This is a genomic window from Thermomonospora curvata DSM 43183, assembly GCF_000024385.1.
In the GTDB taxonomy this organism is placed as follows: domain Bacteria; phylum Actinomycetota; class Actinomycetes; order Streptosporangiales; family Streptosporangiaceae; genus Thermomonospora; species Thermomonospora curvata.
On record NC_013510.1, the window covers coordinates 2,640,283 to 2,652,903 of the forward strand.

A 12,621-nucleotide genomic window follows, 5' to 3' on the forward strand; every position below is an offset into this window, starting at 1 on the left:
CGTTCCATGGGTCCTTCTCGCATGCATCCCCCCGTCCGGTTCCGTCCTCCATGAAGGCGTCAACGGTTCGTGCAAACAATTGACCCATTTCCCGCTCCTCCAGACAAGGCTCGCCGGCTGCGTTCGTCGCGCGCGGGCCGGTCCACGTCGTGAAATGCGGCCGGGCGCCGGGACGATGGGATGACGGCCCGGCCCGCCCGCCCGCTCCGCGGCATCCCGCAGGCCTTTGGCCGAAAAATTGGGATCGACCACAGCCGTGAGCGGGAATCGGGCTCGCCGGTGGGGTCATGGGGACGATTCACCTTTGCCGAGACGGTTGTGGGAGCTCCCAATGCGCCGGGTTCCAGTGGCCCGATCCGGCCGTTTTCGCCGATGACGGGGGATGTCTGTTGTGATTTATACGGTTATGGTCCCCCCATGCGACGGATGATCACTTCTGTGATGATGTGCGGACTGCTGGTGACCGGGTGCGGCGGCGGTTCCGAAGAAGGCGACGCGGCACCCGCGACCTCCGCCCCCGCGGCCGCCGCGCCCTCCACCCCGCCGCCCGGCGGGCTGTCGGAGAACGAGCGGCTGGGCTACATGACCCGCCTGGCCGAGATCGACCCCAAGCTGGCCACCGACGAGACGATGGCGATCCAGGCCGGCCAGGCGACCTGCACGGACATCGGCAAGGGCGTGCAGGGCGCGCCGCTGGTCGACGGCGTGCGCTCCCGCTTCTCCACCGGCGGCGCCCAGATCGACGCGGCCGCCGCCCGCAAGATCATCGCCGTGGTGAAGGAGCAGCTCTGCAAGTCCTGAGCGGTCTGCGCCCGGCGGCGCGGACGCGGCCCGGCGCTCCCACCGGGCCGCATGCCGCGCCGTCACCGGCTCAGCCGTTGTACAGCTCCTCGATCACGTCGGCGTACTTGCTGTGCACCACCCGCCGCTTGAGCTTGAGGGTGGGGGTCAGCTCCTCGCTCTCGGCGGTCCACTCGGTCGGCAGCACCTTCCACTTCTTGACCTGCTGGACGCGGGCCAGCCGGGCGTTGGCGTCCTGCACCGCCTTTTCGATCTCGGCCAGCACCCGCGGGTCCTCCGCCAGCGCGGCCACGTCGGTGTTCTCGATCCCGGCCGCCGCGGCCCACACCGGGGCGACCTCGCCGTCCAGCGTGATCAGCGCGACCACGTACGGGCGGCGGTCGCCGTAGGCCAGCGCCTGGCCGACCAGCGGGTGCTCCTTGAGCAGGTTCTCGATCAGGGACGGGGCGATGTTCTCCCCGCCGGCGGTGATGATCAGCTCCTTCTTGCGGTCGACGATCTTCAGGAAGCCGTCGGAGTCCATCTCGCCGACGTCGCCGGTGTGCACCCAGCCCTCGGCGTCCAGCAGCTCGGAGGTGGCCTCCGGCCGGTTGAGGTAGCCGGGGGTGCAGGTGGTGCCGCGGATCAGGATCTCCCCGTCCTCGGCCAGCTTGACCTCGATGCCGGGGAAGGCCCGGCCCACCGTGCCCAGCTTGAAGGCGTCCTTGGTGTTGCCGGTGGCCGCGCCGGTGGTCTCGGTCATGCCGTAGACGTCCATGATCCGCATGCCCAGGCCGGAGAAGAACCGGGCCACCTCGATCGGCAGCGGCGCGGCGGCGCTGAGCGCCTGCACCACCCGGTCCAGTCCCAGCAGCGCCCGCATGGGCCGCAGCACCGCGGCGTCGGCCTTCTCGAAGGCCTCGCGGACCTCGTCGGTGAGGGTGTTGCCGTACTCCTGGCCCCTGACGTAGGCGCGGCCGGCCTCCATCGCCTGGGCCACCGCGGCCTTCTTGGCCTCGTCGGTCTCGCCGCCGAGCACCGCCTGGATGCCCGCCATGATCTTCTCCCAGACCCGGGGCACCCCGAAGAAGAAGTGCGGCCGGGCCTCCCGCAGCACCGTGGTGAGCTGGGCGGGGTCGGGGCACATGTAGACGTGCGAGGCCCGCAGGGCCGGCAGGTACATGCTCAGCACCCGGTCGGCGATGTGGGCGTACGGCAGGTAGGAGACCGAGACGCTGTGGTCGGGCAGCTCGGAGACCTCATCGGAGACCGCCGCCTCATACAGCGCCATCCGGTGGGTGATCAGCACGCCCTTGGGGTTGCCGGTGGTGCCGGAGGTGTACAGCACGGTGAGGGTGTCGGTCGGCTTGACCGCCTGCCAGCGCCGCTCCACCTCCGCGGGGTCGGACGCCAGCCGCTCCCGTCCCAGCTTCAGGAAGTCGTCCCAGGTCATGAAGCGGTCGCCGGAGGGGCAGACGGAGGCGTCCAGCACGATCACCTTGCGCAGCGCCGGCAGCTTGTCCAGCACCGGCAGCCAGCGGTCCAGCTGGTCGCGCCCGTCCAGCACCGCGTAGGCGGCCGAGCAGTTGCCGGCCACGAAGGCGACCTGGTCGGGGGCGAGGGTGGCGTAGACGGTGGTCGGCGTGCCGCCGGCGTGCACGACGCCGAAGTCGGTGAGGACGTGCTCGGAACGGTTGGGCATCATCATCGCCACGACCTCGCCGGGCGCCAGGCCGAGCGCGACGAAGCCCGCGGCCGCCTCCAGGGTGCGCTGCCGGACCTGCCCCCAGGTCAGGGTCCGCCAGCCGTCCCCCTCACGGTCGGAGAAGGCGGGCAGGTCGGGGTGGCGTTCGGCGGTGGCGCGAAGCTCGGTGCACAGGGTCTTGCCCTCGATCCTGCGCTCGAACTCCGCCCGCTCCTCCAGGATGTCGGCCTGCGGCATCTGGTGACCCCTTCGAAGTCAGTGGTTACTTGCAGAGCAGCATCGCACCATGTCCGGGCCGGTCCGGACAAGCCCTGTGATCGACCTTTGATCTGTCGCTGTGCACGGGTACACGGCCACCGCCCGCCAGGGGCGGTGGCATCGGGCCGTGGCACAGGCAGGCCCGCCGCGGCTCACCGATGCGGCCGGGGCCGGGCTGCTTGCGGCCCTTGGAAGGCCGCCGGCGGCCGGGCGGGTTGCGGCGCGGAACTTGGGGGTAGAGGCCCCGACGGTTCCTCTCCGCGGACGCGCGGAGGCGACGGAAAGGGGGCCGTCATGACCGTCGGGGGCATCTTCACCGCGATCATCTTCGGCGCGATCATCGGCGCGCTGGGCCGGCTCATCGTGCCGGGCCGGCAGAGCATTTCGATCTGGCTGACCATCCTCGTCGGCGTCCTGGCGGCGATCGCCGGCTCCTGGCTTGGGCAGGAGGTCTTCGGCTGGGGCAACGGCGGCTTCAGCTTCCCGGTGGCGCTGCTGCAGATCCTGCTGGCCGCCGTCGGCGTGCTCATCGTGACCTCGCTGTGGCCCAAGAAGGGCAGCGCCTAGCAGGGGCGCGGCCCGGCGCTCCCGGTCACCCGCACGTGGCCGTCGGCGCCCAGCCGCCCGGCGTCCCCGGTCAGGAAGTAGCCGGGCCGCCGGGCCAGATGCTCGGCGACGAACCGCTCATCGTCGCGCCACAGCGTGGTCAGCGAGCCCGGCGGCAGCGGCAGCCGGATGGCCAGCTCGCCGTCGGTCCCCGCGGCGGCCGGCGCTCCGTCCGGGGCCAGCACGTGCACATCGAATCCGGGCACCGGAGGGCCGGCGGCCTCCGGGTCCACCGGGGTCGGCTCCAGCCCGTGCGGGGCGGCGGCGATCGGCCGTCCGGTCTCCGGACGCTCCCACTGCCAGGTCACCGGGCGGCACAGCGCCCGGGAGGCGCGGGCGCAGATCCGCCGGTCCGGCCGCCGCCCGGCCAGGAAGACCGCCGCCGGCGCCCGGTCCGGCGCGCCGCCCGCTGCCCGCAGCGCGCCCGCCGTGGCCGCCGTGGTCAGCACCGCCTTCGCCCCGTGCTCGGCGGCGGCCGCCCAAAAACCCGCGCCCCCGTCGTGCAGCAGCAGCGTGCAGCCGGTCAGCAGCGGCGCGTGCAGCGCCCCCGACAGCCCGGCCGCCCAGCCCAGGTCGCAGGTCGCCCCGAACACCTCCCCGGGGCCGGCCCCGTAGATGTGCTCCATCGTCCACCGCAGCGCCACCGCGTACCCGCCGTGGTCGCGGACCACCCCCCGTACCACCCCCTCCGGCCCGGGGGCGAACAGGATGTGCAGCGGGTCGGTGGCCGCGGCCGGCGCGCACCCGGCCGGGCGCGCCGCCGCCAGCGCCTCTTCCCAGGTCACGTCGCGGGGCGGCACCACCCGGGCGTCCGGGCGGTGCCGGATCAGCCGGCGGGGGATGCGGTGCGAGGCCAGCCGCAGTGCGCTCTCCAGCACCGGTTTGGCCGTACCGTCCTCCCCGGCCGCCGCCACCACCGCCTTCGGCCGGGTCAGGTCGATCTGCGCCGCCAGCTCCCCGGCCCCGGCCCGTTGGGAGGGCACCACGTGCACTGCGCCCAGCCGGGCACAGGCCAGCACGGCGACCACGGCGTCCGGCGACAGCGGCAGATGCACCAGCACCCGGTCGCCGCCGCCGACGCCGAGCTCGGCCAGCGCGCCCGCGAAACGGGCCACCGTCTCGGCCAGCTCCCCGAAGGTGCGGACCTGCGGCGGGCCGGCCGCCCCGCCGGGGTAGATCAGCGCGGGCCGGTCGCCGTGCCCGGCGGCCACATGCCGGTCCAGTGCGTTGTCGCAGACGTTCAGCTCGCCGCCGGTGAACCAGCGGTAGAACGGCGGCGCCCCGTCGTCGAGCACCCGGTCGGGCGGCACCAGCCAGTGCACCTCGCGGGCGGCCATTCCCCAGAACCGGGCCGGATCGGTGATGCTGCGCTGATGCACGGCCGCATAGCCGTCCATGTCGAGCCTCCGGGGGTGGGGGCGGGAATCACTGCGGTGCGTCCACGGAGGGACGCCCACTCATGGGGGATTCCCGCGCCGCCGCCCATCAAGGGCGTCCGGATGCGGCCACCGCTCAAGGGGCCTTCGGCGCCCCGGCCAGGGGTGCCGAGCGGTCCCGCAGGCCCCGGACCAGGGCCACGCCCGCGGCCAGCGCGGCGCCCACCGCGGCCAGCAGAAAGCACGCCACATAGCCGCCCAGCTCGGGGGCGATCGCCCCGTGCGGGGTGCGGGCGTCCAGCACGGCGGCGGTGACGGCCCCGCCGACGCTGCCGCCGGCCACCCGCAGCAGGGAGTTGATCCCGCTGGCGATGCCGCTTTTGTCCATCGGCACGTGCTGCACGGCCAGCGTGCCGAGCGCCCCGTAGGCGGTGCCCAGCCCGGCGCCCTGGATCGCCGAGTACACCAGCACATCCCCCGGGCCGTCGTTGAAGACCGCCAGCCACGCAAAACTCGCGGCCGTCAGCGCCGCACCGCCCGCCAGGGTGTAGGCGGCGCCCAGGCGCGCCACCAGCCGCCCGCACGACAGGGAGGTGGCGAGCATGGTGGCGGTGCTGGGCAGCGACAGCAGGCCCACATCCAGCACCGAGCCGCCCAGGCCGTAGCCGGTCTCCTCCGGCGTCTGGATGAACTGCGCCGACAGGGTGAAACCGGCGAACATTGCAAAGCCCAGCAGCAGCGCCGCCGAGTTGGCCGCCAGCGACCGTCCCGACGCCATCAGCCGCACGTCCACCAGCGGGGCGCGCACCCGCATCTCCACCGCCGTCCACAGGGCGCACAGCGCCGCCGCCCCGCCGAACAGGCCCAGCACGCCGGGCGAGCCCCAGCCCCAGGCGTCCCCTTCGCTGATGGCCAGCAGCAGGCACACCAGCCAGCCGGCCAGCAGCAGCGCCCCCGGCAGGTCGGGCCGGCCGCCGGGCCGCTCGCCCACATCGCGGGCGCACACCGCCACCAGCACCAAAACGGCGACCGCCAGGGCGACGTTGATCCAAAAGACCGGCCGGTGGCTGTCGGTGCGGGCGGCCACCAGCCCGGTCACGATCAGGCCCGCGGTGCCGCCGATGCCCATGGTGGCGCTGACGAAGCCGATCGCGCCGGCCATGCGCCTCGGCGGGAAGGTGTCCCGGATCAGCGCGATGGCCAGCGGGATCATCGCCGCCGACACCCCCTGCAGGGCCCGGCCGGCCACCAGCGGGCCCAGCGAGCCCGACAGCGCGCACAGCGTCGACCCGGCCACCTGCAGCGCCAGCGCCACCAAGATCATCGGCTTTTTGCCGTACATGTCGCCGAAGCGCGACAGCAGCGGGGTGGACACCGCCCCGGCCAGCAGCGAGACGGTGAACACCCAGGTGACCTCGGTGACCGAGGCGTCAAAGGCGATCATCAGCCGTGGCAGCAGCGGGATCACCAGCGTCTGCTGCACCGAGACCACCAGGCCGGCCGCCGACAGCGCCAGCAGCTGCAGCGCCAGGCGGCCGCCGGCGGCGGGGGATCCGGCACGTTCGGACGCCGCGGGGGCGGTGACGGCCATCGGCACCTCCAAGTCGAGCGCCGCAGCAGCATACAACTTGCTTAACTTAAGTAACCGAGCCCTCCCGCGCAGCCGGATATTCGGGCAGACTGCGGGGGTGGACCCCGCCCCGCTGGACATCGCCGAGATCGAACGGGCCCTGGACCGGGTGTCGCATCTGCTCACCCGGGCGCGGCGGCACGGCCGCACGGTCGCCGAGGCCGGCGTGCCGGTCGAGCGCGCCGCCGTCCCGGTGCTGCGCCTGCTGGCCGACGCCGGGCCGCTGCGCCCCGGCGAGCTGGCCGCCCGGCTGGCGGTCGAAGCGCCCCACATCACCCGGCAGCTGCAACGGCTGGAGGCGGCCGGATTCGTCGAACGGGTGCCCGACCCCTGCGACGGCCGCGCCTGCCGGGTGCGGCTGACCGCGCTGGGCCGCGAGGCGACCGAGCGCATCCGGGCCGTCCGGCGGCGCTGGGTGGCGCAGGCGCTGGCGCACTGGCCGGAGCAGGAACGCCGGCTGCTGGCCGTGCTGCTGCACCGCATGGTCGACGACTTTCAGGCATACGCCGCCGAACACGACACCGCGGGGGCCGGCGCCCGCCGCTCGCCGTGAGCGGGGCCGCGCGGGCGTTTCCGCGGCGGCCGGTGACGGTCTGCTCGCCTTCGGTGCCCGCCTGAGCACCCCGGAAGCGGCGAGGACGCCTGCGGTGAAAAACCGGTCGAATTCCCGTCAGACCTTTGGCCGCGTCGCGCTTTCGCCCCCTCACGGAGGTCCTTAAGGTTACGTCGCGTGGACTCCAGGCGGCAGGTGCCCCCCACCGGCGTCATGCCGGCCGACCCCCGGCTGGGAGCGGCGGGCGAACGGCTCGGATGTGCCCCGGCGAAAGCGGCGAAGATGCGCACACGGCGAAGAGCCCGCCGCGGCCGGACCCCGGCGGCCGCCGTCCACGCCGCCGGCGGGGAGGGCTGATGCAGGTCATCGCGACCGCCGGACACGCCGGCCACGGCAAGTCGGCGCTGGTGCGGGCGCTCACCGGAATGGAGGCGGACCGGTGGACCGAAGAACGCGGCCGCGGGCCGTCCGCCGCCCTCGGGATCGCCTGGACCCGCCTGCCGTCCGGGCGGCGCCTGGCACTGGTGGACGTGCCGGGCCATGAGCGCCGCGTCACCGACATGCTGGCCGGGGCGGGGCCGGTGCCGGCGGCGATGATGGTGGTCGCCGCCGACGAGGGCTGGATGCCCCAGTCCCAGGAGCACGCCGAGGCCCTGCACGCCCTGGGCGTGCGGCACGGGCTGCTGGCGATCACCCGTGCGGACCTGGCCGACCCGACCCATGCGCTGCGCCAGGCCCGCGCCCGGCTGGAGGACATCGGGCTGCGCGGCCTGGAGGCGGTGACCGTCAGCTCCGTCACCGGCGCGGGCCTGCCCGACCTGATCGCCGCACTGGACCGGCTGGTGGCCCGGCTGCCGGTGCCCGACCCCGGCGCCCCGGTGCGGCTGTGGGTGGACGGCGCCTACGCCGTCGACGGCGGCACCGTCGTCACCGGCACGCTCGGCGCCGGCTGCATCCGGGCCGGGGACGAGCTGGTCCTCACCCCCCGCGGGCGCACCGTACGGGTACGGGCGCTGGAGTCGCTGAACGAGCCCGTCGAGCAGCTCACCGGGGTGTCCCGCGTGGCGCTCCACCTGCACGGCGTCGACCATGACGCGGTGAGTCGCGGCATGGCGCTGGTGAGCGCCGACCGCTGGACCATGACCACCTGCATCGACGTGCGGCTGAGCTTCGCCGAGGCGTCCGGGCGGCTGCCCCGCCAGATGGTCTTGCACATCGGCGCGGCCGCCGTGCCGGTGCGGCTGCGCCCGCTGGGCCCCGACACCGCCCGGCTGACCCTCAACGCCCGGCTGCCGCTGCACGTCGGCGACCGGGCCATATTGCGCGACCCCGCCCGCCGCGCCGTGGCCGGGATGCGCGTGCTGGACGTGCGCCCGCCCACCCTGGTGCGGCGCGGCGCGAACACCGCGCGGGCCCGGGAACTGGCGAGCTGGCCGGACCGCCCCGACGGCGCGCTGCTGCTGCGCCGGCACGGGATGCTGCGCGAACGGGAGCTGGCCTTGATGGGCTGCCGGCCGCCCAAGGACGCCGTCCGGCTGGAACCCGACTGGCTGGCCGACCCCGCCCACTGGGAGCGGCTGCACCAGCGGCTGGCCGAGGAGCTGGCCCGGCATGCCGCCGCCCACCCGCTGGCCCCCGGCCTGACGCTGGAGGCCGCCCGGCTGCGGCTGGGGCTGCCCTCCCGCGCACTGGTGGCCGCACTGGCGCGCCCCCCGCTGCGCCTGGCCGGCGGCCGGGTGTACGGGCCGCCGCCCCAGGTGGCCGAGGCGGTGCGGCGGCTGCGCGCCGAACTGGCCGACGCCCCCTTCCGCGCCCCGGAGGCCGACCGGCTGGCCGAGCTGGGACTGACCGGCCCCACCTTGGCCGCCGCGGTGGCCGCCGGGGCGGTGCTGCGGCTGGCCGACGGGGTGGTGCTGCCCGGCGACGCCGACCGGCAGGCGCTGCGGATCCTGGCCGGCCTGCCGCAGCCGTTCACCGTGGCCGAGGCCGGGCGGGCGCTGGGCACCAGCGGCCGGGTGGCGATCCCGCTGCTGGAGCACCTGGACCGGCAGGGGCTGACCGAACGCGACGGCGACCACCGCCGCGTCCGCGCCCGCTGAACCGCGGAAAATGTGTTGAGCGCAGGCGGCGGCTTTTGGCGTCATTGAACGCGTCATCACATCCCGGGCGTTTGGCGCCGGAAGGTCATACCGGAAGGAACGACGATGCCGTACCGGACCCTGCGGAGCGGTCATGTCCCGATCCGCATGTGGGCGGATCCCGCCGAGGTCGAACCGGCCGCTCTCGACCAGCTGCGCAACGTGGCCGAGCTGCCGTGGGTCCATGGCGTCGCGGTCATGCCCGATGTGCACTACGGCAAGGGGGCCACGGTGGGCTCGGTCATCGCCATGCGCGATGCGGTCTCCCCGGCCGCCGTCGGCGTGGACATCGGCTGCGGCATGACCGCCGTGCGCTCCAGCCTCACCGTCGAGGACCTGCCCGACGACCTGGGCCGGCTGCGCTCCATGCTGGAGAAGGCCATCCCGGTCGGCCACCGCGCCCACAAGACCCCCATCGACCCCTCGACGGTGCCCGGCCTGAGGGAACGCGGCTGGTACGACTTCTGGAAGGGCTTCGATGAGCTGGTCCCGGCCGTGCGCGGCCGGCTCGGCCGGGCCCGCGCCCAGATGGGCACGCTCGGCGGCGGCAACCACTTCCTGGAGGTGTGCGCCGACGACGCCGGCGCGATCTGGATCGTGCTGCACTCCGGCTCCCGCAACATCGGCAAGGAGCTGGCCGAGCACCACATCGAGACCGCCCGCCGCCTGCCGCACAACCGGGACCTGCCCGACCCGGACCTGGCGGTCTTCCTGGCCGGCACCCCCAAGATGGACGCCTACCGCCGGGACCTGTTCTGGGCGCAGGAGTACGCGCGGCGCAACCGCGCGCTGATGATGGCGCTCGCCCAGAACGTGGTCACCGGCTTCTTCAAGGGCCGGAAGATCACCTGGGACGAGCAGATCTCCTGCCACCACAACTACGTGGCCGAGGAGGTCTACGACGGGGTGGAGCTGCTGGTCACCCGCAAGGGCGCGATCCGCGCCGGCCGCGGCGAGCTGGGCATCATCCCCGGCTCGATGGCGACCGGCACCTACATCGTGCGCGGCCTGGGCAACGAGCAGGCCTTCAACTCCGCCTCCCACGGGGCCGGCCGCAAGATGAGCCGCAACAAGGCCCGCAAGACCTTCACCCTGGCCGACCTGCAGGCCCAGACCGCCGGCGTGGAGTGCCGCAAGGACGCCGGGGTGCTCGATGAGATCCCCGGCGCCTACAAGGACCTGGAGTCGGTCATCGCCGCCCAGACCGACCTGGTGGAGGTCGTGGCGCACCTGCGCCAGCTGATCTGCGTCAAGGGCTGACAGCGGCCCGCCCGTCCCCGCGGCGGCCCGCCCGCCGCGGGGACGGGCGTTGCGCCGAATCTCCGGCCACCGGAATAGAGTGGGAGGAACCGCGCCGATGGGGCGGGGTCCCGGGGCAGGAGGGAGTGCCGGTGCTGGTCGATCGTTTCGGCCGGGTCGCTACCGATCTGCGGGTCTCCCTGACCGACCGGTGCAACCTCCGCTGCACCTACTGCATGCCGCCCGAAGGGCTGCCGTGGCTGCCCAAACCGCAGCTGCTCACCGACGATGAGGTGGTCCGCCTGGTGGCGATCGGGGTGCGCCGCCTGGGCATCACCGAGGTCCGCTACACCGGCGGCGAGCCGCTGCTGCGCCGCGGCCTGGTGGAGATCGTGCGCCGCACCGCCGAGCTGCGTCCCCGCCCGCAGATCTCGCTGACCACCAACGGCATCGGCCTGCGGCGCCTGGCGCCCGCGCTGGCCGAGGCCGGGCTGGACCGGGTCAACGTCTCCCTGGACACCTTGGACGCCGGCCTGTTCCGGCGCCTGGCGCACCGCGACCGGCTGGCCGACGTGCTGGCCGGGCTGGAGGCCGCCCACCGCGCCGGGCTGCACCCGGTCAAGGTCAACGCGGTGCTGATGCGCGGCGTCAACGACCATGAGGCGGTGCCGCTGCTGCGCTTCTGCCTGGAGCGCGGCTACCAGCTGCGCTTCATCGAGCAGATGCCGCTGGACGCCCAGCACGGCTGGCGGCGCGCGCAGATGGTGACCGCTGAGGAGATCCTGGCGGAGCTGTCGCGGGAGTTCGAGCTGACCCCCGAGGACCCGCGGACGCGCGGCAGCGCCCCCGCCGAGACCTTCCTGGTCGACGGCGGGCCCGGCCGGGTGGGGATCATCGGCTCGGTCACCCGTCCCTTCTGCGGCGCCTGCGACCGGGTGCGGCTGACCGCCGACGGGCATGTCCGCAACTGCCTGTTCGCCACCGAGGAGACCAATCTGCGCGACGCCATGCGCGCCGGCGCCGATGACGAGGAGCTGGCCGGACGGTGGGCCGCGGCGGTGCGCGCCAAGCGCGCCGGGCACGGCATCGACGACCCGGGCTTTCTGCAGCCCGCCCGTCCCATGTCGGCGATCGGCGGATGAAACCCTCTCCCGCACTGCCCGCCGGCTTCGACGCGGTGATCCTGGCCGGGGGCCGGGCCCGGCGGATGGGCGGCGCCGACAAGCCCGCCGCCCGCGTCGCCGGCCGGCCGCTGATCGGCTGGGCGGCCGCCGCCGTGGCCGGCGCCGCCCGCCTGGTGGTGGTGGGACCGCCCCGCCCCGAGCCGCCCGGCGCCGTCACCGTCTGCGAGGACCCGCCGGGCGGCGGCCCGGTGCCGGCGCTGCGCGCCGGGCTGCGCGAGGTGCGCGCCCCCTGGGTGGTGCTGCTCGCCGCCGACCTGCCGTTCTTGCGCGCCCACCAGGTGGAACGGCTGCGACGGGCGGCGGCGCGGCAGGGCCGCGGGGCGGTGCTGGTCGATGCGGAAGGCCGCCCCCAGTGGCTGATCGGCTGCTGGCGCACCGCCGCGCTGCGCGCCGCCGTGCACGCCTACCGGGGCGCGTCGCTGCACGGCCTGCTGGCCCCCCTGGAGCCGCTGCCGGTGCGCCTTCCTGCGGGCGACCGGCCGCCTTGGTACGACTGTGACACCCCCGAGTCGCTCGAACGGGCGCGAAGCATCGCGGAGGGACGAATGCTGGAGGAATGGATCGAGGCGGTCTGCCTGGAGCTGGGGCTGGAGCGCGACCAGCTCGACCGGGACCTCGTCCTGAACCTGGCTCGCGACGTGGCCCACGGGGTGGCCCGGCCGGCCGCGCCGCTCACCGCCTATCTGCTGGGGCTGGCGGTGGGACGCGGCGCCGCCGCCCGCGACGCCGCCGCCCGGATCACCGATCTGGCCGAGGGCTGGGCGGGCCGGGACTAGGAGGGGGCCTGCTCGGCCTCCTCCACCGGCACCACCTCCCGCAGGAAGCCGCGGCGGCCCAGGAATTGCGACAGGCTCTGGCGGTGCCGGTCGCAGGCCAGCCAGATCTTGCGCCGCTCCGGCGGGTGGATCTTGGGGTTGTTCCAGCGCAGCGCCCATACGGCCGGGGCGCGGCAGCCTTTGGCCGAGCAGCGCGGCTCCTCGGCCGGCTCGCTGAGTGCGGACTCGCTCACGATGGGTCCTTATGCGGCGGGCGGCAAAGGCCCGGGGTCGGCATGGCGTTGACGATTTCAGTGTGCCCCGCTTCGGTGCGTCCCGTGCCGCCCGCCTGCCACGCGTGCGGCCGTGCATGAACGCGGCCGCAGGTGGCATGTGA

At 74.6% G+C, this 12,621-nt stretch carries 11 protein-coding genes; 7 read left to right on the plus strand and 4 right to left on the minus strand.

The window, feature by feature from the left end:
* Positions 1–417 precede the first annotated feature (417 nt).
* Positions 418–801 carry a hypothetical protein gene (locus TCUR_RS11180; RefSeq protein ID WP_148232991.1) on the plus strand — a complete coding sequence of 128 codons (384 nt, stop codon included), beginning with the start codon at positions 418–420 and terminating at the stop codon, positions 799–801.
* 70 nt (positions 802–871) lie between these two features.
* Here TCUR_RS11180 and TCUR_RS11185 read toward each other — a convergent pair whose 3' ends face one another.
* Entirely contained in the window at positions 872–2,722 is a 1,851-nt protein-coding gene (locus tag TCUR_RS11185; protein ID WP_012852609.1) for an AMP-dependent synthetase/ligase, read from the minus strand.
* Positions 2,723–3,037: 315 nt separating this feature from the next.
* Between TCUR_RS11185 and TCUR_RS11190 the strand changes: the two genes are divergently transcribed.
* Entirely contained in the window at positions 3,038–3,310 is a 273-nt protein-coding gene (locus tag TCUR_RS11190; RefSeq protein WP_012852610.1) for a GlsB/YeaQ/YmgE family stress response membrane protein, read from the plus strand.
* Here the strand turns inward: TCUR_RS11190 and TCUR_RS11195 are convergent.
* A complete protein-coding gene (locus tag TCUR_RS11195) occupies positions 3,307–4,746 on the minus strand; it encodes an AMP-binding protein (protein ID WP_012852611.1) in 1,440 nt (479 codons plus the stop codon). The genes TCUR_RS11190 and TCUR_RS11195 overlap by 4 nt on opposite strands.
* A 115-nt stretch (positions 4,747–4,861) precedes the next feature.
* A complete protein-coding gene (locus tag TCUR_RS11200) occupies positions 4,862–6,352 on the minus strand; it encodes an MFS transporter (RefSeq protein WP_245537030.1) in 1,491 nt (496 codons plus the stop codon).
* 61 nt (positions 6,353–6,413) lie between these two features.
* Between TCUR_RS11200 and TCUR_RS11205 the strand changes: the two genes are divergently transcribed.
* The 5 genes from TCUR_RS11205 (at position 6,414) to TCUR_RS11225 (ending at position 12,245) form a co-directional block, all read left to right on the plus strand.
* The gene (locus tag TCUR_RS11205) at positions 6,414–6,908 is read left to right on the plus strand and encodes a MarR family winged helix-turn-helix transcriptional regulator (protein WP_012852613.1); all 495 of its coding nucleotides are present in this window, start codon (positions 6,414–6,416) and stop codon (positions 6,906–6,908) included.
* 356 nt (positions 6,909–7,264) lie between these two features.
* Positions 7,265–9,007, plus strand: coding sequence for a SelB domain-containing protein (locus tag TCUR_RS11210; protein WP_012852614.1), 1,743 nt, complete (start codon positions 7,265–7,267; stop codon positions 9,005–9,007).
* 105 nt (positions 9,008–9,112) lie between these two features.
* A complete protein-coding gene (locus TCUR_RS11215; protein WP_012852615.1) occupies positions 9,113–10,306 on the plus strand; it encodes an RtcB family protein in 1,194 nt (397 codons plus the stop codon).
* Positions 10,307–10,437: 131 nt separating this feature from the next.
* Positions 10,438–11,427 (plus strand): GTP 3',8-cyclase MoaA, encoded by a 990-nt coding sequence (moaA, locus tag TCUR_RS11220; protein WP_012852616.1) that lies wholly within the window; start codon positions 10,438–10,440, stop codon positions 11,425–11,427.
* A complete protein-coding gene (locus tag TCUR_RS11225) occupies positions 11,424–12,245 on the plus strand; it encodes an NTP transferase domain-containing protein (protein WP_012852617.1) in 822 nt (273 codons plus the stop codon). Before moaA ends, TCUR_RS11225 begins: the two co-directional genes overlap by 4 nt.
* Here TCUR_RS11225 and TCUR_RS11230 read toward each other — a convergent pair.
* On the minus strand, positions 12,242–12,478 hold the full coding sequence (locus TCUR_RS11230; protein WP_012852618.1) for a hypothetical protein: 237 nt from the start codon (positions 12,476–12,478) through the stop codon (positions 12,242–12,244). The genes TCUR_RS11225 and TCUR_RS11230 overlap by 4 nt on opposite strands.
* Positions 12,479–12,621 lie beyond the last annotated feature (143 nt).